Source organism: Streptomyces sp. CB02366 (genome assembly GCF_001905905.1).
GTDB lineage: Bacteria > Actinomycetota > Actinomycetes > Streptomycetales > Streptomycetaceae > Streptomyces.
In genome coordinates this window covers 261,989-280,189 of the sequence record NZ_LIVT01000006.1, presented here as the reverse complement: position 1 = coordinate 280,189, position 18,201 = coordinate 261,989, and the positions used below count along the sequence as shown (strand labels likewise).

The 18,201-nt window shown below is 72.2% G+C and carries 16 protein-coding genes; 2 read left to right on the top strand and 14 right to left on the bottom strand.

What is annotated here, in order from left to right:
- Positions 1–9 precede the first annotated feature (9 nt).
- The 14 genes from hpnH to AMK24_RS20185 all read right to left on the bottom strand — a co-directional run bounded on the left by hpnH (position 10) and on the right by AMK24_RS20185 (position 15,694).
- Positions 10–1,029, bottom strand: a complete 1,020-nt coding sequence (gene hpnH, locus AMK24_RS20250; RefSeq protein ID WP_073770209.1) for an adenosyl-hopene transferase HpnH — start codon at positions 1,027–1,029, stop codon at positions 10–12.
- 5 nt (positions 1,030–1,034) lie between these two features.
- Positions 1,035–1,682 (bottom strand): phosphorylase family protein, encoded by a 648-nt coding sequence (locus AMK24_RS20245; RefSeq protein ID WP_073770208.1) that lies wholly within the window; start codon positions 1,680–1,682, stop codon positions 1,035–1,037.
- Entirely contained in the window at positions 1,682–3,682 is a 2,001-nt protein-coding gene (gene shc, locus AMK24_RS20240) for a squalene--hopene cyclase (protein WP_073770207.1), read from the bottom strand. The genes AMK24_RS20245 and shc overlap by 1 nt, the downstream gene beginning before the upstream one ends.
- A gap of 107 nt (positions 3,683–3,789) precedes the next feature.
- Positions 3,790–4,893, bottom strand: coding sequence for a polyprenyl synthetase family protein (locus tag AMK24_RS20235; protein ID WP_199876462.1), 1,104 nt, complete (start codon positions 4,891–4,893; stop codon positions 3,790–3,792).
- Positions 4,890–6,275, bottom strand: coding sequence for a hydroxysqualene dehydroxylase HpnE (gene hpnE / locus AMK24_RS20230; RefSeq protein WP_073770205.1), 1,386 nt, complete (start codon positions 6,273–6,275; stop codon positions 4,890–4,892). Before hpnE ends, AMK24_RS20235 begins: the two co-directional genes overlap by 4 nt.
- Positions 6,276–6,393: 118 nt before the next feature.
- Positions 6,394–7,314, bottom strand: a complete 921-nt coding sequence (gene hpnD, locus AMK24_RS20225) for a presqualene diphosphate synthase HpnD (RefSeq protein ID WP_199876468.1) — start codon at positions 7,312–7,314, stop codon at positions 6,394–6,396.
- 29 nt (positions 7,315–7,343) lie between these two features.
- Positions 7,344–8,252: a squalene synthase HpnC gene (gene hpnC, locus AMK24_RS20220; RefSeq protein ID WP_073770204.1), complete on the bottom strand. Its 909-nt coding sequence runs from the start codon at positions 8,250–8,252 to the stop codon at positions 7,344–7,346.
- A 457-nt stretch (positions 8,253–8,709) separates the two neighbouring features.
- A complete protein-coding gene (locus tag AMK24_RS20215) occupies positions 8,710–9,495 on the bottom strand; it encodes an ABC transporter ATP-binding protein (RefSeq protein WP_073770203.1) in 786 nt (261 codons plus the stop codon).
- Positions 9,488–10,417 (bottom strand): ABC transporter permease, encoded by a 930-nt coding sequence (locus AMK24_RS20210; RefSeq protein ID WP_073770202.1) that lies wholly within the window; start codon positions 10,415–10,417, stop codon positions 9,488–9,490. Before AMK24_RS20210 ends, AMK24_RS20215 begins: the two co-directional genes overlap by 8 nt.
- A 101-nt stretch (positions 10,418–10,518) precedes the next feature.
- A complete protein-coding gene (locus tag AMK24_RS20205; protein ID WP_199876461.1) occupies positions 10,519–11,391 on the bottom strand; it encodes a glycosyltransferase family 2 protein in 873 nt (290 codons plus the stop codon).
- Between the two features lie 8 nt (positions 11,392–11,399).
- Complete coding sequence (locus tag AMK24_RS20200) at positions 11,400–12,179, bottom strand: CDP-alcohol phosphatidyltransferase family protein (RefSeq protein WP_073770200.1); 780 nt, start codon at positions 12,177–12,179, stop codon at positions 11,400–11,402.
- A complete protein-coding gene (locus AMK24_RS20195) occupies positions 12,157–13,218 on the bottom strand; it encodes an iron-containing alcohol dehydrogenase family protein (RefSeq protein WP_073770199.1) in 1,062 nt (353 codons plus the stop codon). Before AMK24_RS20195 ends, AMK24_RS20200 begins: the two co-directional genes overlap by 23 nt.
- Entirely contained in the window at positions 13,206–13,943 is a 738-nt protein-coding gene (locus AMK24_RS20190) for a phosphocholine cytidylyltransferase family protein (protein WP_073770198.1), read from the bottom strand. Before AMK24_RS20190 ends, AMK24_RS20195 begins: the two co-directional genes overlap by 13 nt.
- Entirely contained in the window at positions 13,940–15,694 is a 1,755-nt protein-coding gene (locus tag AMK24_RS20185) for a DUF5941 domain-containing protein (RefSeq protein WP_073770197.1), read from the bottom strand. The genes AMK24_RS20190 and AMK24_RS20185 overlap by 4 nt, the downstream gene beginning before the upstream one ends.
- A gap of 316 nt (positions 15,695–16,010) precedes the next feature.
- Between AMK24_RS20185 and galE the strand changes: the two genes are divergently transcribed.
- Complete coding sequence (gene galE, locus AMK24_RS20180) at positions 16,011–17,000, top strand: UDP-glucose 4-epimerase GalE (RefSeq protein ID WP_073770196.1); 990 nt, start codon at positions 16,011–16,013, stop codon at positions 16,998–17,000.
- Between the two features lie 259 nt (positions 17,001–17,259).
- Entirely contained in the window at positions 17,260–18,201 is a 942-nt protein-coding gene (locus tag AMK24_RS20175; RefSeq protein WP_073770195.1) for a cation diffusion facilitator family transporter, read from the top strand.

The following is an 18,201-nucleotide window of genomic DNA, read 5'->3' as shown; positions in this document are numbered from 1 at the left end:
GTCATCGGCTCACCGGTTGCTGGTGACGGTCTCCCGCGCCGCGCGCAGGGACTCCTTGAGGGATCCCATGGTGGCCAGCACCGCCGTGGGCTCGTAGCCGCAGTGCGCCATGCAGTTGGCGCAGCGAGGGTCCTTGCCCCGGCCGTACTTGTCCCAGTCGGTCTCCTCGACGAGCTGCCGGTACGTCGGTACGTAACCGTCGTTCATGAGGTAGCAGGGGCGCTGCCAGCCGAAGAGGGAGTAGTTGGGAATCGCCCAGGCGGTGCACGGGAAGTCCGCCTTGCCCTCCAGGAAGTCCAGGAAGAGCGGCGAGTGGTTGAGCCGCCAGCGGGCCCGGTTGCCGCCCGCGAAAGCCTTCTTGAACAGCTCGCGGGTCTGCTCGACGCCGAGGAAGTGCTCCTGGTCGGGGGCCTTCTCGTAGGCGTAGGCGGGCGAGATCATCATCTCGTCGACGTGCAGGTCGTCGTTGAGGTAGTCGAGCACCTCGATGATGGTCTGCGGGGTGTCGGTGTTGAAGAAGGTGGAGTTGGTGGTGACGCGGAAGCCACGCCGCTTGGCCTCCTTCATCGCGGCGACGGCCTCGTCGAAGACGCCCTCCTTGGCGACCGACTCGTCGTGCCGCTCGCGCAGTCCGTCGATGTGCACCGCGAAGGCGAAGTACGGGGACGGGGTGAACTTGTCGAGCTTCTTGCGCATCAGCATCGCGTTGGTGCAGAGGAAGACGTACTTCTTCCGCGCGACGAGCTGGCGCACGATCTCGTCGATCTGCGGGTGCATCAGCGGCTCGCCGCCGGCGATGGAGACCATGGGGGCCCCGGATTCGAGCACCGCGCCCACCGCCTGGGCGACCGGCATGCGCTGCTTCAGCACACCGGCCGGGTGCTGGATCTTCCCGCAGCCCTCGCAGGCGAGGTTGCAGGCGAACAACGGCTCCAGCTCGACGATCAGCGGGAACTTCTCACGCTTGCGGAGCTTCTGTCCGAAGAGATACGTCGCGACCTTGATGGACTGACGGAGCGGCATGGCCATCTGGCTCACCTCCTGGGGAGCGTTGAGGATCGGTGCCATTCGTGGAAAGCCGGAAGGACGGCACGAAGAACGATGAACGCCGATATTCCACCGCGTACGGTGCCGATGCGGACGAGCTCATGCTCTGGAGCGTCCACGACCACTCGGACGGCCGCAACCGGGCGGGGCCCGTGGCACAGGGCTGTACGCAGTGTCGCGGCGGACTCCATGTCGACCGCGATGGCCCCGCCCGACCGCAGCGCGGCCCGCTCGGGCCCCCGTACGACGTGGTCGGATCCGGTGAGCGGGCCGGTGTGGACCCGGCGGCCGGGGAAAGCGCGGGACAGGGCGGCGACCAGGACGCCGGTGCCCGTGCAGGGGGTGGTGCCGTCGGCGTCGCGGGTCTCCTCGGCGACGACGAGGTCCCCGGGGTGCATCCCCGGCGCGAGGCCCGCGCAGAAGCCGGAGGCCATCACCGCCGCCTCGGGAACCCCGTCGGGGCCCAGGGCCCGCGCCACGGCCGCCTCCGCCGCCCGCGGCCCCATCCCGGTGCGCAGCACCCGGAGCGTGCCCGGGGTGCTCCTGCCGCTGCGCAGGGCCGCCTGCTCGATACCCAGGGCACAGGCGACCAACAGCGGCGCCGCCGGGCCCCCGGGCTCTCGCGGGTCGCTCATCAGGCCCCCTCGGCGGCGTCCGCGCGGGGGGCGAAGGGCTCGCCGTGCACGAAGCGGCCGAGTGCGGTGAGGGGGAAGACCTGGCGGTAGAGGTGGTAGTTGATGGAGAAGTCCCAGGGGAAACCGGTGCCGGTGAAATAGGGCTCGTCCCAGGAGCCGTCGGCCTGCTGCGCCTCGGTCAGCCACCGCACGCCCCGGGCGACGGAAGGGGTGTCCCGGCGGCCCGCGGCGAGGAGGGCGAGCAGGGCCCAGGCGGTCTGGGAGGCGGTGGACTCGCCGTGCCCGATCCACTTCTCCTCCTGGTAGGAGCGCAGGTCCTCGCCCCAGCCGCCGTCGTCGTTCTGGACGGACTCCAGCCAGGCGACGGCCCGGCGGATCGCGGGGTGCCCGGCGGGCAGTCCGGCGGCGATCAGGGCGGGCACCACGGACCCGGTGCCGTAGACGTAGTTGACGCCCCAGCGGCCGAACCAGGCGCCGCACGCCTCCTGTTCGGCGAGCAGCCACTCGACGCCCTCGCGGGTACGGGGGTGGCGCGCGAGCCCCTCGACGGCGAGCATCTCCACGACATGGCCGGTGACGTCGGCCGAGGGCGGGTCGATGACCTCCCCGAAGTCGCAGAACGGGAGGCGGTTGGGGAAGGCGCTGGTGTTGTCGGCGTCGAACGCGCCCCAGGCCCCGTTCCGGGACTGCATGCCGAGGCTCCAGCGGACCCCGCGCGCGATGGCCGCCTCCAGGCGGGCGGGATCGGGGTGGCGCACCCGGCGCAGCGCCAGGACGACTTCGGCGGTGTCGTCGATGTCGGGGTAGTTGTCGTTGTGGAACTCGAACGCCCATCCGCCGGGGGCGAGTTCGGGCTTGCGTACCGACCAGTCTCCGGGACGGGTGATCTCCTCGGCCAGCATCCAGTCCGCCGCCTTCACCAGAGCGGGGTGGTCGGGTCTGAGTCCGGCGTCGGCCAGGGCGATGGTGGCCAGGCAGGTGTCCCAGACGGGCGACTGGCACGCCTCGACCATACGGGCGCCGTCCTCGCGCCACACGGCGAAGCGGTCGAGGGAGGCCAGGCCCGCCTTCATCACCGGGTGGTCGAGGTCGTAGCCGAGGAGGTGCAGGGCGATGACGGAGTAGACGGCGGGCGGCTGGATCCCGCCCCAGCAGCCGTCGTTCTCCTGGCGCTCGATGATCCACCGGGCGGCCATGTTCATCGCGATCCGGCGCACCGGACGCGGGGCGACCTTGTGGTAGAGGTGCAGCCCCTTGTCGAGGCGTTGGAAGAGCCCGTCCCAACTGGTGGGCGGGGCGAGCTTCCTGGGCGGGTTCGGGTGGTCCGGGTCGGTGTGCAGCTCGTCCAGGGGGAAGGGCGCGGGGCGTACCGGGCGCTTCGCGGAGACGATGGTGAGCGGCACGATGGTCTGCCGGGCCCAGCAGCCGAAATCGTAGATGTTGAGCGGGACCCACTTGGGGAAGAACATCAGCTCGGGCGGCAGTTCGGGGAGGTCGTCCCATTTCCACCAGCCGAACAGGGCGAGCCAGATGCGGGTGAAGACACGGGCGGCGGCGATGCCGCCCTGCTCCCGGATCCAGCCGGAGGCGCGTGCCATGTGCGGTTCGTCGGGGCGGTCCCCGGCCAGTCTCAGGGCGACGTACGCCTCGATGGTGGCGGAGAGGTCGCCGGGCCCCCCGTAGAAGGTGTTCCAGGTGCCGTCGCCGAGCTGTTCGCCGCGGATGAAGAGGGCGGCCGCCCGAGTGGTCCGGGGGTCCTGGATGCCGAGGAACTGGCGCAGGAGCAGGTCCTCGGCGTCCATCGTGACGTTGGTGGCGAGGTCGCCCTTCCACCAGCCCTGCTCGTCCTGTCTGCCGAGGAGGTGCTCCATCGAGCGTTCCGCGGCCCGTCGCGCGGCGGCGGTGACGTCGTCCGCGGCGGTGGTCGTGTCGGTCGGACCGTGGGCCGTGGCCCCGGCGGGGTTCGCGGCCCCGGTCGATCCGTCGGTCGTCGCTGTCATGAGCTTCCCCTTACGTGCAGTCGGTTCTCTGCTGTGCTGGGGTCACCGTCGGCCGACGCCCCGTCAGGGGCGCCGGCCGGCGACTGCGAGTCATATGCGAAGCGTGGTCATCTCTTGCGTACCACCACGAAGTCGGCGAGCTCGGTGAGCTGTGCGCGCACCCGGGGCGGCATGTCCACGGCGTGCAGCGCCTCGATGGCGATCGCGTGCTGACGACGGGCTTCCCGGGCGGTCCACTCGCGTCCGCCCGCCTCCTCGATGAGCGCCGCGCGGGCGGCGAACTCCTCTTCGGAGAAGCTGTCGAAGTCGTTGCTCTTGGCATCGGCGGCGAGCAGTTCGCCCAGCCGCTCGGATGCCTCGCCGCCGGCGGCGAGCGCCGCCACGACGGGCAGGGACTTCTTGCGCTGGCGCAGGTCGCTCCAGGTCTGCTTGCCGGTGGACTCCGGGTCGCCCCAGATGCCGAGCAGGTCGTCGACGGCCTGGAAGGCGAGACCGAGGTGGTAGCCGTACGCCTCCAGGGTGTCGGCGGTGCGGTCGTCGGCGCCGCCGAGGACCGCACCGATGGAGACCGCGCAGGCCAGCAGGGCGCCGGTCTTGTTGCCCTCCATCTCCAGGCACTCCTCGACGGTGACCCGCTCGCGGTGCTCGTAGGAGATGTCCTGGGCCTGCCCGTCGATGAGCTTGCGGCTGGCGGTGGTCAGCCGGCGGGCCGCGCGGCCCGCCTCGGCCGTGCCGAGCTCCAGCAGCAGGTCGTAGGCGAGCGCGAAGAGCGCGTCGCCGACCAGGATCGCCTGGGCGGGTCCGTGCACCTTCCAGACGGTGTCGCGGTGGCGGCGCTGCTCGTCGCCGTCCATCAGGTCGTCGTGCAGCAGCGAGAAGTTGTGCACGAGTTCGACGGCCACGGCGCCGGGGATGCCGGCCTCGGCGGGGGCGCCCGCCGCCTCGGCGGACAGCAGGGCGAGCGCGGGGCGCACGGCCTTGCCGCCGTCGCCGTCCGAGGGCCGCCCCTCGGCGTCGATCCAGCCGAAGTGGTAGGCGGCCACGGTGTCCATGGGCGGTGCGAGCCGGTCCACGGCGGCCCGCAGGACCGGCGCTGACAGGGCTCGTCCGCGCTCCAGAAGCGCGGTGACGTCCGCGGTGTCCGCCACGGTGTCGACAGCCGGATTCGCCGGGGTCACTGACTCTCCTCTTGTTCCGGTGGTACTGCTCATGCCGCCTCCTGCAGCGGATGTCCTGGGGGGCGGCCGAGGCCGTGGAGGGCCGCGTCGGCGGCGGCGGCGCCGCTGCGCACGGCGCCCTCCATCGTCGCGGGCCAGCCGGTGTCGGTCCAGGCCCCCGCCAGCTGGAGGCCGGGCAGCCGGGTGCGGGGGCCGGGGCGCAGCCGTCCGACGCCCGGGGCGGGCGCGAAGGTCGCGGTGCGCTCCCGGGTGACGAAGAAGTCGCGGATGCCCGCGCCGCGCGTGGCGGGCAGCAGCCGCTCCAGCTCGGGCAGGTAGCGGGCGCGCAGTTCGGCGACGGGCAGGTCGATCTCGTCCTGGGCGGCCGACTGCGAGACGGCCAGGTACTGTCCGGGGCCGGTCAGCCCCGAGGAGTGGGTGCGGTCGAAGACCCACTGGACCGGGGAGCCGATCGCGGCGAAGAACGGCCTGCGCAGCACCTTGCGGTCGTAGACGACGTGCACGTTCAGGATGGGCGCGTTGTCGATGTCGAGCAGCAGCTCGGGTTCGTCCAGCGCGCCGGCGGGCAGCAGGGCGTGGGTCTCGGTCTGCGGGACGGCGAGCACGACGGTGTCGGCGGTGATCCGCTCCCCCGCGCGCTCCACGGTCCAGCGGCCGTCCTCGGTGCGGGTGAGGGAGCCGGCCTTGGCGCGCAGCTCGGTGCGGACGCCCGCGGTGTCCAGCGCCTTGCGGGCGAGGGTGTCGTGCAGGTCGCCGAGCGGCACGGCGGCCCAGCCGATGTCGGCGGCGCCGGGATCGGAGAGCAGGCCGGTCCGGAAGACCTTCGCCGCGAGCGCCATGGAGGCGTTCGGGGCGGTGGCGTTCAGCGTGGCGACGCCGACGAGGTCCCAGAGCGCTTCGATGGTCCGTTCGGACTGGCCGTTGCGGCGCAGCCAGGTGGCGAAGTCGATCCGGTCCAGCTCGGGGTCGGCGGGGTCCAGGCGGCCCAGCGCGAGGGCGGCGCGCCCCACGCCCGCCTTCTCGGCGAGGGAGAGGTGCGGGTAGGCCGCGAGCCCGCCGGCCAGGTGGAAGGGCACCGGCAGGGCGGTGCGGCGCAGCCGTCCCAGGCGGGGCCCGGCGGCCCGGCCGACGTCCAGCACGGGCACGTCGAGGCGGTCCTGGAGGGGGGCCAGGCGGGTGCCGTCGATCCGGTCGAGGAACCAGCGGTAGCCGGTGCAGCAGCGCAGGTAGACGTGCTGGCCGTTGTCGACGGTGAGGTCGCCGCGCTGGAAGGAGAAGGCGAGGCCGCCGAGGCGGGGGCGGCCCTCCAGCAGGGTCACGTCGAGTCCGGCGTCGGCGAGCCGGAGCGCCGCGGTGACGCCGGCGAGGCCGCCGCCGACGACGACGCCGACGGGGCGCGCGCTCTCGTCGCTCATGCCTGCCCCTCTCGCCGGACGGTGGCCCTGTTCCGGGCGCTCACCATGAGGATCGTCGCAGTCGGTGACGCGTGGGGCCACCGGAGGGTTGCCCGGGGAGCGGAGCCGTGCGGGGACATCAGGCCCGCCCCCTGGAGGTGAGACGGGAGACGTGGCGGGTGTCCAGTCCGGACAGGCCGCGCACCGCGACGTACGCCTTCTCGTGGCCGGGCAGCGAGACCCGGCCGCGCAGGACGGCCTCGGGGTCGCGTTCGATCCGGTCGAGGAGGCGCCGGTAGATGCCGGCCATCGCCGCGACGCACGCGCCGCTGCGGCGGTCGAGCATCGGCAGCAGCCGGTAGCCCTCGGCGAACAGGGCGCGGGCCCGGCGGGCCTCGAAGTGGACGAGGCCGGCGAAGTCGGAGCCGGCGGGCGGGGTGGTGCGGTCGAAGCCGGCCGAGCAGCCGAATTTGGCCAGGTCGTCGGCGGGCAGGTAGGTGCGGCCGTTGCCGGCGTCCTCGCGGACGTCGCGCAGGATGTTGGTGAGCTGGAGGGCGAGGCCGAGGGTGTCGGCGTACTCCGCGGCGCGCTCGGCCCCGGGGGCGCCGGGCGAGGTGCCGAAGACGCCGAGGCTGAGGCGTCCGATGGCCCCGGCCACGCACCGGCAGTAGGCCTTGAGGTCGTCCCACGTCTCGTAGGTGGCGCCCCGCACGTCCATCAGGACGCCGTCGATCAGCTCGTCGAGCCCGCCGAGCGGGAGCGGGAAGCGGCGGGCGGCGTCGGCCAGCGCGACGGCCACCGGGTCGGTGTCGTCCTCGTCGACGGCGTCCTTGCGGACGCGTTCCAGCAGTTCGCGGGTGCTCTCCAACCGGGCCCGCTTGGTCTCCGGGTCCAGTTCCCCGTCGCCGATGTCGTCGACGCGGCGGGAGAAGGCGTACAGCGCCGACATGGCCTGCCGCTTCTCGTTCGGCAGCAGCCTGATGCCGTAGGCGAAGTTACGGGCCTGCTGTCCGGTGACGGCCTCGCAGTAACTGTATGCGGCCTGCACCGGCGGCGACATGGACGTCGTCTGTCCCTCCACGGCGCGGCTCACCTCTCTCCACGTGCTCTGCTCAAGACGATTCCCGCTTCCCGCAGCAGGCGGGTCCTGGTGGGCTTCGGCGGTCCGGCCAGGACGTCGAACCCGGCGGCCGAGATCGCGTCCAGCGCGGCGCGGCCGCCTCCGACGAATCCGGCGAGGAGCAGTCTCAGCCTGCCCTCGACGCTGCCCACCAGAGGGGGGCCCTCGTCCAGCAGCTCGCTCGCCCGCTGCGCCTCGTACGCGATGAGAGCGCGTACGGAGGCTCCCGCGGAGGGCGCGGCCAGGTCGGATTCGGTCACCCGGAAGCGTTCCATGTCCTCGGCGGGCAGGTAGATCCGGTCGCGTTCCAGGTCCTCGGCCACGTCCTGGACGTGCTCGACGATCTGGAGCGCGGTGCAGACGGCGTCGGAGCGGCGGATGCGGTCCGGGCTCGCGGTGCCGGTGAGGGCGAGGACCAGGCGGCCGACCGGGTTGGCCGAGAGTTCGCAGTAGGCGGCCAGCTCGGCGTAGGTGCCGTAGCGGCGGATCTTCTGGTCCTGGCGGTTGGCCTCGATCAGGCCGAGGAAGGGCTCGGGGGTGAGCGCCCGGCGTCGCACGGTGGGACGCAGGCCGCGCAGCAGCGGGTGGCGCGGCTCGCCGGTGGCGGCGAAGACGCGGTGGAGATCGGTCTCCAGGGCGTCGAGCACGGCGAGGCGGTCGTCGCCCTGCTCCGGGTCCAGGCCGAGGTGGCGGACGTCCCAGCCGCCGGGGGCGAGGTCGCCGTCGCCGATGTCGTCGACGAGCCGGGCGAACCCGTAGACCGCCATCAGGTCGTCGCGCCAGGCGCGGGGCAGGAAGAACGGCGCCACGGGGAAGTTCTCGTCCGCGGCCTTGCCGAGGGTGGCGGCACCGGTGCGCGCCTCGGGGGTGGGGGTCACTGGCCGCCGCCCGGCGCGGGGACGGCGGAACCACGTCGGAGCTGGAGATCTTCCGTCAATGCCGTCACATCTCCCGTTCTACACTGCTGACCCAAAACAACCCTTTTCGGACACGCCGCTCATTCTTTCGAGTGCATTGCGGCAAAGCGGGCGGTGCCGGGGCGATTCGCCCTACTCGCCATGAATCAGCACCGCTACAGCTTACGTTGTACAGCTCACAGGGGACCGGCGGGGTGGAGTGCCCGCTCCCCTTCCCGGCCGTACCCGTCAACTTTCCCCGCGTACGGCGAGGATGGCCTCATCCGCCGGGAGGAGATCGGCCCCGGGGCGTACCGCGGACCCCTCCGACCGGCGCGGACACGGCACGGCCCCCGCAGGACCGGTCCGGCGGGGGCCGCGGCCAGGGGGCGTCCGGCGGACCGCGACCGGGTCCGGCGGACGCCCCCTGGCACTCGGACTACTTGCCCGTCTCGCGCTCGTACGCCTTGAGGACTTCCTCGGTGGGGCCGTCCATCAGGAGTTCGCCCTTCTCCAGCCACAGCGCGCGGTCGCAGGTGTCCCTGATCGACTTGTTGTTGTGGCTGACCAGGAAGACGGTGCCCGCCTCCTTGCGCAGCTCGCGGATGCGCTCCTCGGAGCGCACCCGGAACTTGCGGTCGCCGGTGGCCAGCGCCTCGTCGATCATGAGGACGTCGTGGTTCTTGGCGGCGGCGATCGAGAAGCGCAGCCGCGCCGCCATACCGGAGGAGTACGTCCGCATCGGCAGGGTGATGAAGTCGCCCTTCTCGTTGATTCCCGAGAAGTCCACGATCTCCTGGTAGCGCGCGCGGATCTCGTCGCGGCTCATCCCCATCGCCAGACCGCCGAGCACGACGTTGCGCTCGCCGGTCAGATCGCTCATCAGCGCCGCGTTCACCCCGAGCAGCGAGGGCTGGCCGTCCGTGTAGACGTGGCCGGATTCGGTCGGCAGGAGACCGGCGATGGCCCGCAGCAGCGTCGACTTGCCGGAACCGTTGGTGCCGATGAGGCCGATGGCCTCGCCGCGGTAGGCGGTGAAGGAGACCCCGCGCACCGCGTGCACCTTCCGTACGCCGCGCTCCTCGCCCTTGCCGCGCCGCAGCATGCGGCTCAGCGCGGCGGTGGCGCTGCCCCGGCCGCCGCCCGTGCCGTTGACCCGGTACACGATGTGCACGTCGTCGGCGATCACCGTGGGGACGCGCCCCTGTGCGTTGTCGTCAGCCACGGCCGTACCGTTCCTCTGCCTTCCAGAAGTACACGAATCCCACGACCCCCAGCAGCACGGCCCAGCCCAGGGCGACGGCCCAGACGTGGTCGGGCAGGTTCTCGGAGCCGTATCCGTCGATCAGGGCGAACCGGACCAGGTCCATGTAGACCGCCGCCGGGTTGTACTGGAGCACGTCGGCGATCCAGGCCGGCTTGTCCTTCAGCATCACCGGGATGGAGAACATGACGCCCGAGGCGTACATCCAGGTGCGCATGACGAACGGCATCAGCTGCGCGAGGTCGGGGGTCTTGGAGCCGAGCCGCGCCATCACGAGGGCCAGACCGGTGTTGAAGACGAACTGGAGGAGCAGGGCGGGGATCACCAGCAGCCACGACAGCGAGGGGTAGCTGCCGAAGATGACGGCCACGGCGACCAGCACGATCATCGAGAACAACAGCTGCTGGAGCTGTTGGAGGGAGAAGGAGACGGGGAGCGAGGCCCGGGGGAAATGGAGGGCGCGGACGAGTCCGAGGTTGCCGGAGATCGAGCGGACGCCCGCCATCACGGAGCTCTGCGTGAAGGTGAAGACGAAGACGCCGGTGACCAGGAACGGGACGAAGACGTCGTGGGAGATCCCCTCCCTGGTCCCCAGGATCAGCCCGAAGATCAGGTAATAGACCGCCGCGTTCAGCAAGGGTGTGACCACTTGCCACAGCTGGCCCAGCTTCGCCTGGCTGTACTGCGCGGTCAGTTTCGCCCGGGAGAAGGCCAGGATGAAGTGGCGTCGGCCCCAGAGCTGTCGCATGTATGCGAACAGGCCGGGCCGGGCGCCGCTCACGGTCAGGCCGTACTTGGCGGCCAGCTGGGCCGCGTCGAGGCCCTCGTCGGCGGACGGCGGGGTCCCGAGGGCTACCCCACCGTCGTGGGTGGTGTCACTCACAAGTTGAAACTCTCGTCTTCACGCGCAGTCAGTCGCGAGCGCGGCTCAGGCGGACAGGTTCCGGAAAGAAAATACGCCTCATGCTCTCAGAGGAAAGCCTCTCAGATGACCGGAGGTCGGCCCAGCCTCGTCAGCCGCCACACCGTACGCCACCTCATCGGGCGACGGGGGCCGCAGGGGGCCGACCAGCCTTCCCGGAAACCGCCGAACCATGCCCTGAGCGCGGGCCGCGACGGGCGTCTGGCCAGAGTCAGCAGCAGCCAGACCCCGGGGTAGAGGGGGACCAGCGGGGCGGGCAGGTTCCGGCGAGCGAGCCAGACCCGGTTGCGGGCCACCATGCGGTGGTAGACCGCGTGCCGGGACGGGGCCGTGGTGGGGTGGTTCAGCACCATGTCGGCGCGGTAGTCGATCATCCAGCCCGCGTCCAGCGCCCGCCAGGCGAGGTCCGTCTCCTCGTGGGCGTAGAAGAACTCCGCCGGAAGCGGACCGACCTCGGCGAGGACCCGGGTCCGTACGGCGTTGGCGCCGCCCAGGAACGTCGTGACGCGCGAGGAGCGCATCGGGTCGGCCGCCCGAAGCCGGGGCACGTGCCGCCGCTGGGTGGCCCCGGTGTCGGGGTCGGTGATGCGGAAGGTGACGATCCCGAGCTCCGGGTCGGCCGCGAAGGCCTGGCGGCACAGCTCGGCGGTGTCCCGGTTCGGGAGCACCCCGTCGTCGTCCAGGAAGAGCAGGGCGTCCACGTCCGTCCCGCAGGGGCCGAACGCCTCGATGCCGACGTTGCGGCCGCCGGGGATGCCCAGGTTCTCGGGCAGCTCCACCGTACGCACTCCGGCGGGCACCGCCGGGACCGGGGAGCCGTTGCCGACCACCACGACCTCGATCCGGTCGCCCTGCTGGGCGGCGACCGAATCGAGGAGGGCGCGGAGTTCGTCCGGGCGGTCGCCCATGGTGATGATCACAGCGCCCAGTTTCATGGGCAGCGTCACTTCAGCCTGCTGGACGCCAGGACGGAGACCAGGTGCAGCAGGGTCTGCAGCAGCGCGATGCCGGCCATCACGGCCACGGTGAGACGGGTGTAGAACAGGTCGCCCCCGATCGCGTCCACGACGGCCACCACGAGGATCACCAGGGACGCCTCGATGCCGAGGATCAGCCGGTGGAACTTGAGCGCCGCCGCGGCCCGGCGGGCCAGCGCCATGCCGGAGGAGCGCGGCTCGGAGGCCGCCTCCTTCACCGGCGGCAGCCCGCCCTGGTGGCGGGCCACGCCCACCAGGTCCGTCTCGGCCTTGATCAGGATCGCACCGAGCGCGGCGAGGGTCCCGAGGAAGGCCCAGAGCCAGTCGATCCGGCCCTCACCCCAGATGTCGGCGGCGCGGAGGCCGAGGCCGACCAGCACCGCCGCGTCGCACAGGTAGGCGGCGACCCGGTCCAGGTAGATCCCGCTGAGCGAGTACTGCTTCTTCCAGCGGGCCAGCTCGCCGTCCACACAGTCGAACAGGAGGTAGAGCTGGACCATCAGCACGCCGAGCACGGCGCCGGGGATGCCCGGCACCAGCAGCGCCGGGGCGGCCAGGGCGCCGGCCAGCGTCATCACATAGGTGACGTGGTTCGGCGTGACGCGGGTGTTGACCAGGTAGCGGTCCACGCGCAGCGAGACCTCGCGCATGTACAGGCGTCCGGCCCAGTGCTCGCCGCTGCGCCGGTCCTTCACCCCCGGGGCGTGGACGACCGGACGGAGTTCAGCTACTGATGGTCGTCGCATAGTCGGCGTACGCGTCCCTGATCTGGTCGGTGGACAGGTTGAGGTGTTCCAGGATCGTGAAGCGTCCCGGCCGCGTCTGCGGCGCGTAGTCGACGGCTTCGACGAACTCGTCGACGCTGAACCCGATCTCCTGCGGCAGGACCGGCAGCCCGTGGCGGCGCAGTATCGACGCCATCATGAGGGACTCCTGGCGGGCGCCGCGCAGGTGCATGGCGAAGCAGGCGCCGAGGCCCACCTGCTCGCCGTGGCTGGCCGCGCGCAGGGGGTGCAGCAGGTCGAAGGCGTGGTTGATCTCGTGGCAGGCCCCGGACGCCGGCCGCGAGTCGCCCGCGACCGACATAGCGATGCCGGTCAGCACGAGCCCCTCCGCCAGCACCTTCAGGAAGGCGTCGTCGCCCACGCCGCCGGGGTGGCGCAGCACGGCCTCACCCGCCTGGCGGGCCATCGCGGCCGCCAGGCCGTCGATCTCCTCGCCGTTGACCTCGTGGGCCAGCTCCCAGTCGGCGACGCAGGAGATGTTCGAGATCGCGTCGCCGATGCCGGAGCGCACATACCGGGCGGGCGCCTCACGGATCACGTCGAGGTCGATGACCACGGCGATCGGGGTGGGGACCCCGTAGGAGCCGCGCCCGTTGTCGTTGTCCAGCGTGGCGACCGGCGAGCACAGGCCGTCGTGCGAGAGGTTCGTCGCGACGGCGACCAGGGGCAGCCCGACCCGCGCCGCGGCGTACTTCGCCACGTCGATGATCTTGCCGCCGCCGAGGCCGACCACGGCGTCGTACCGGTTGCCCTTGATGCCGTCGGCGAGCTTCACCGCCGAGTCGATCGTGCCGTCGGACACCGGGTACCAGTCGGCGCCCGGCAGGACCGGGGCGAGCCTCTCCTTGAGGGCGCGCCCGGAACCGTCGCTGATCGCGATGGCGAGCTTGCCCGACGAGGAGATCCGCTGATCGGCCAGGAGACCCGCCAGATCGTCCATGGCGCCCCGTCGGATGTCGACGACGACCGGGGACGGAATGAGCCGGGTCAGTACTGGCACGCGATCTCCCGGCCCTTGGCGAGGTCGTCGTGGTTGTCGATCTCGACCCAGGTCACGGTGCCGATCGGAGCCACGTCGACGGTGAAGCCGCGGTTGACGAGCTCCTGGTAGCCGTCCTCGTAGTAGAGGTCGGGGTCGCGCTCGAAGGTGGCCTTCAGGGCGTCCGCCAGCTCCTCGGCGGCCTCGGCCTCGATGAGGGTGACGCCGATGTACTCGCCGGTGGCGGTGGCCGGGTCCATCAGCTTGGTGATGCGCTGGACGCCCTTGCCCTCCTCGGTGATCACCTTCATCTCCTCGTCGGCGAGCACCTTCTCGGTGTCCAGGGCGAGGATGATCTTCTGGCCCTTGCCGCGGGCGTCCAGGAGGGTCTTCTCCACGGAGACCGGGTGCACGGTGTCGCCGTTGGCGAGGATCACGCCGCGCTTGATGACGTCCCGGGCGCACCACAGGGAGTAGGCGTTGTTCCACTCCTCGGCCTTGTCGTTGTCGATGAGCGTGAGGGTGACGCCGTAGGTCGCCTCCAGCTCGGCCTTGCGGGCGTAGACGGCCTCCTTGCGGTAGCCGACGACGATCGCGACCTCGGTGAGTCCGACCTCGGCGAAGTTGGCGAGCGTGAGGTCGAGGACCGTCTTGTCGCCGTCGACAGGGACGAGCGCCTTGGGGAGCGTGTCCGTGTAGGGGCGCAGACGTCGTCCTGCACCGGCTGCCAGTACGAGGCCGATCATGCGAGTTCTCCTTCGTCGTGTACGGCGGGGGCCGAGGAGGACACCCAGAAGCGGATGGACTCCACGAGCACCACCAGAGCCACGGCGACCGCGAGCGCGGTCAGGGCCGTGGTGAAACCTGAGGTGTGGGTGAGTACGGCGGCGAGGACGGCCACCAGCGCGGTACGGCCCTCGTGTCCACCGATCGTCCGCACCAGCCACTGGGGCGGCGCGCCGGTGCCTCCGCGGATGCGGTACACCGTGTCGTAGTGATGGTAGGCGACGGCCGAGACGAGCCCGAAGGCCGCCGGAACGGCGTGCGGGACGTCGCTGCGGGCCGCCAGCACGAGGATCGTGACGTACTCCCCCGCCCGGAAGAACGGGGGTACCAGCCAGTCGAGCGCGCCCTTGAGGGGGCGGGCGACGGCCAGGCCGGAGAGCAGCACGTACACCGCGGCGGCGGCGACGGTGAGCAGGCTGCCGCACGGGAGGAAGAGGGCGGCGCCGATCATCGCGAGGGCGCCGAGCAGGGCTGCGGCCGGGGCCGTGAACGCGCCCGGAAGGCCGGGGGCGACGGCGGCGACGGCGCGGGCGAGCGGGCCGGAGTCCGCGAGGTCCGCGAGCGCCCGCGCGGCGCGGTCGGTACGGCGGGCCCGGCGGGTCAGCGAGCGCAGCAGGCGGCCCGCGGTGGTGTAGCAGGCGGCCAGGGAGCAGCCCACGAGCAGGGCGTAGAAGACGGTGCGCGGGGTGGTGAGGGCGGTGAGCACCGCGATCATGGCCCAGCGCTCGCCGATCGGCAGCACGATCATCCGGCGCGCCCAGACCGTCCAGCCGACGCCGTCGAGCTTGTCGGAGAGGGCGGCGGTGGGACTGGTGTTGGCGACCGCGTCGTGGTTGGCCTCGTTGAACGAGAAGTCCACGACGTGGCGGCAGGTCTGGAGGACCATCGCCCCGAGCGCCAGGACCCATACGTCGTCGCCGCCGCGTACGGCGCCGATGGCGAGCCCGGCGTAGTACGCGTACTCCTTGGCCCGGTCGAAGGTGGCGTCCAGCCAGGCGCCCATCGTGGAGTACTGGAGCGAGTAGCGGGCGAGCTGCCCGTCGGTGCAGTCCAGCACGAAGGAGACCAGGAGCAGGATCCCCGCCGCGACGTAGCCGCCGCGCGTTCCGGTGGCCGCCGCGCCCGCCGCGACGAGCGCGGTGATCAGCGAGGCGGTGGTGACCTGGTTCGGGGTGAGGCCGCGGCGGGCGCACCAGCGGGCGAGGTAGCGGGAGTACGGGCTGACGCCGTAGGTGGTGAAGAAGCCGTCATGGGCCTTGACCGCGCCGCGCAGCCGTACCGCCTCGTCGTCGACGGAGGCGAGAGCGGCCTCGGCGGCGGCCTGCTGCTCCTGGTCCGTGGGGACGGCCGCGACGAGCGAACCGAGGGCGGGGCGCTGCACGGCGATGCCCTCGGCCTCCAGCGCGACGGCGATACGGCCCGGGACCGTGCGGTCCTCGGGCGCCGGGTCGGCGTCCGGATCGACGACGGGGGCCCCGGCACCGACGGCGGTCGCGGTACGCCGGAGCGCGCGCAGCAGGGCGCCGCGCGCCTCGGGCCGGGCGGTGAGCGCGCCGGGGACCGTGGCCGCGGGGAACCGGGGGTCGGTCAGCCCGAGCCGCAGCGCGTGGACGTGGCCCACGAAGCGCGGATCGACGAGGGCGACCCGGCGGCCGGCCGGGACGGCGGCGAGGAGGGCGGCGGCATCACCGGCGTCGGCGGCGGTCCGCACGTCGAAGCCCAGGGACCGCAGATCGTCCGCGAGCGACGACCCGGGTACCGGCGTACCGGTGAGGATGGCGGTCGACAGACGAACTCACTCCTTGGCACTGGCGTGGACGACACACCGGGGCGCGGCCACATGGCGGGCCGGCGGCGTGTCGGCTGAGGCTATCGGATGAACGGAAGGCCGAGTCCACCGCCCGTTTGCGCGCCGTTCGGGTGAACCCACGAGCCCGCCCGGCGTCGGCGATCATCATCATCGATCAGGGGCCCGGCCCACAAACCGCCGGTCGGCCCCGGGCGGCGGGACGCTTAGGCTGGCGGTCATGACATGGCTGATCACAGGCGGGGCGGGGTACATCGGGGCGCACGTGGCGCGCGCCATGGTCACGGCGGGCGAGCGGGTCGTGGTGCTCGACGACCGCTCCAGCGGCCTGGTGGACCGGCTGCCGGAGTCCGTCACGGTGGTGGAGGGCTCCGCCTCGGACCGGGCCCTGCTGGAGAGGGTGCTCACCGCCCACGCGGTGAGCGGTGTGGTGCATCTCGCCGCGAAGAAGCAGGTCGGCGAGTCCGTGGAGAAGCCGCTGCTGTACTACCGGGAGAACGTCGCCGGGCTGGCCGTCCTGCTGGAGGCCGTGGTCGCGGCGGGGGTGCGGCGCTTCCTGTTCTCCTCCTCGGCGGCCGTCTACGGCGTACCGGACGTGGGCCTCATCACCGAGGAGACTCCCTGCCTGCCGATCAACCCGTACGGCGAGACCAAGCTCGCCGGCGAGTGGCTGGTGCGGGCCGCGGGCAGGGCCCACGGGATCTCGACCGCCTGTCTGCGCTACTTCAACGTGGCGGGCGCGGCGGCCCCGGAGCTGGCGGACACCGGGGTCTTCAACATCGTGCCGATGATGTTCGAGCGCATCACGCGGGGCGAGGCCCCGAGGATCTTCGGGGACGACTACCCGACGCCGGACGGCACCTGCGTCCGCGACTACATCCACGTCGCGGATCTGGCGGAGGCTCATCTGGCCGTCGCGCGGCGGCTGGACGGGGCGGGCGCCGGCGACCTGACGCTGAACGTGGGCCGGGGCGAAGGCGTCTCGGTGCGGGAGCTGGCCGAGGTGATCGGCGAGGTGACGGGGCACGAGCTGACGCCGGTGGTCGAACCGCGCCGGGCCGGTGACGCCCCGAAGGCGGTGGCCTCGGCGGCGCGGATCGCCGACGAGGTGGGCTGGACGGCCCGGCGGGGTGTGCGGGAGATGGTGGAGTCGGCCTGGGAGGGCTGGTGCCTGCGCCACCCCGAGGCCCGCACGCGGCGGCGCCCCTGACCGTATCGGCGCGGGGACGTCTCTGACCGTGTCGGCGCGGGGGCGCCCTCGACCGTGTCGGCGCGGGGGCGGTCCGGTCCGTGTCCGCGCGGGGGCGTTCCGGGGCGTCGGCGCTCTGACCTGCGGAACGTTTCCGCAGGTCAGAGCAGATGACAACGGTGTTCAGTCCCGTGTTGCCCGATACCCCCCACCCGTAGTTCACTGGGCCGGGCCGGGCGGTTCCGCCCCGGCACGTCCTACGGAGCTGGAGGCGTTTCGCATGGGGGCTGGCCACGATCACGGGCACACGCACGGCGGCCCGCCTCCGACGGGTACGGCGGCCGCCGCGTACCGGGGCAGGCTCCGGGTCGCCCTGGCGATCACCCTGAGCGTGATGGTCATGGAGATCGTCGGCGGCGTGCTCTCGGACTCGCTGGCCCTGATCGCGGACGCCGCCCACATGGCCACCGACGCCCTGGGGCTCGGGATGGCCCTGCTCGCCATCCACTTCGCCAACCGCCCGGCTTCCCCGCACCGCACCTTCGGCTTCGCCCGCGCGGAGATCCTGGCCGCACTCGCCAACTGCCTGCTGCTGCTCGGCGTCGGCGCCTACCTGGTCTACGAGGCGGTGGAGCGGTTCATCACCCCGGCCGAGACGAAGGGCGGCCTCGCCATCGCGTTCGCCGCCGTCGGCCTGGTGGCCAACGTCGTCTCCCTCTCCCTGCTGATGCGCGGGCAGAAGGAGAGCCTGAACGTGCGGGGCGCCTATCTGGAGGTGATGGCCGACACCCTGGGCTCGCTCGCCGTGATCGTCGCGGCGGGGGTCATCATGGCGACCGGCTGGCAGGCCGCCGACCCGATCGCCTCGCTGGTGATCGGCCTGATGATCGTCCCCCGGACGGTGAAGCTGCTGCGGGAGACCCTGAACGTGCTCCTGGAGGCGGCGCCCGAGGGGGTGGACATGGCGGAGGTGCGGGCCCACATCACGGCGCTGCCCGGGGTCCTGGACGTCCACGACCTGCACGCCTGGACGATCACCTCGGGCATGCCGGTGCTCTCGGCGCATGTGGTGGTGCGCCAGGAGATGCTGGACTCGATAGGGCACGAGAAGGTGCTGCACGAGTTGCAGGGCTGCCTCGGGGACCACTTCGACGTGGAGCACTGCACCTTCCAACTGGAGCCGAGCGGTCACGCGGAGCACGAGGCGCGCCTCTGCCACTGA

Excerpts from the sequence above, each read along its gene's own strand:
- hpnH (WP_073770209.1), bottom strand. The coding sequence starts at position 1,029 with ATGGCCATGCCGCTCCGTCAGTCCATCAAGGTCGCGACGTATCTCTTC.
- AMK24_RS20175 (WP_073770195.1), top strand. The coding sequence starts at position 17,260 with ATGGGGGCTGGCCACGATCACGGGCACACGCACGGCGGCCCGCCTCCG.
- AMK24_RS20190 (WP_073770198.1), bottom strand. The coding sequence starts at position 13,943 with ATGATCGGCCTCGTACTGGCAGCCGGTGCAGGACGACGTCTGCGCCCC.
- AMK24_RS20205 (WP_199876461.1), bottom strand. The coding sequence starts at position 11,391 with ATGAAACTGGGCGCTGTGATCATCACCATGGGCGACCGCCCGGACGAA.
- hpnE (WP_073770205.1), bottom strand. The coding sequence starts at position 6,275 with ATGAGCGACGAGAGCGCGCGCCCCGTCGGCGTCGTCGTCGGCGGCGGC.
- hpnD (WP_199876468.1), bottom strand. The coding sequence starts at position 7,314 with ATGTCGCCGCCGGTGCAGGCCGCATACAGTTACTGCGAGGCCGTCACC.
- galE (WP_073770196.1), top strand. The coding sequence starts at position 16,011 with ATGACATGGCTGATCACAGGCGGGGCGGGGTACATCGGGGCGCACGTG.
- AMK24_RS20235 (WP_199876462.1), bottom strand. The coding sequence starts at position 4,893 with ATGAGCAGTACCACCGGAACAAGAGGAGAGTCAGTGACCCCGGCGAAT.
- AMK24_RS20245 (WP_073770208.1), bottom strand. The coding sequence starts at position 1,682 with ATGAGCGACCCGCGAGAGCCCGGGGGCCCGGCGGCGCCGCTGTTGGTC.
- shc (WP_073770207.1), bottom strand. The coding sequence starts at position 3,682 with ATGACAGCGACGACCGACGGATCGACCGGGGCCGCGAACCCCGCCGGG.
- AMK24_RS20200 (WP_073770200.1), bottom strand. The coding sequence starts at position 12,179 with ATGCGACGACCATCAGTAGCTGAACTCCGTCCGGTCGTCCACGCCCCG.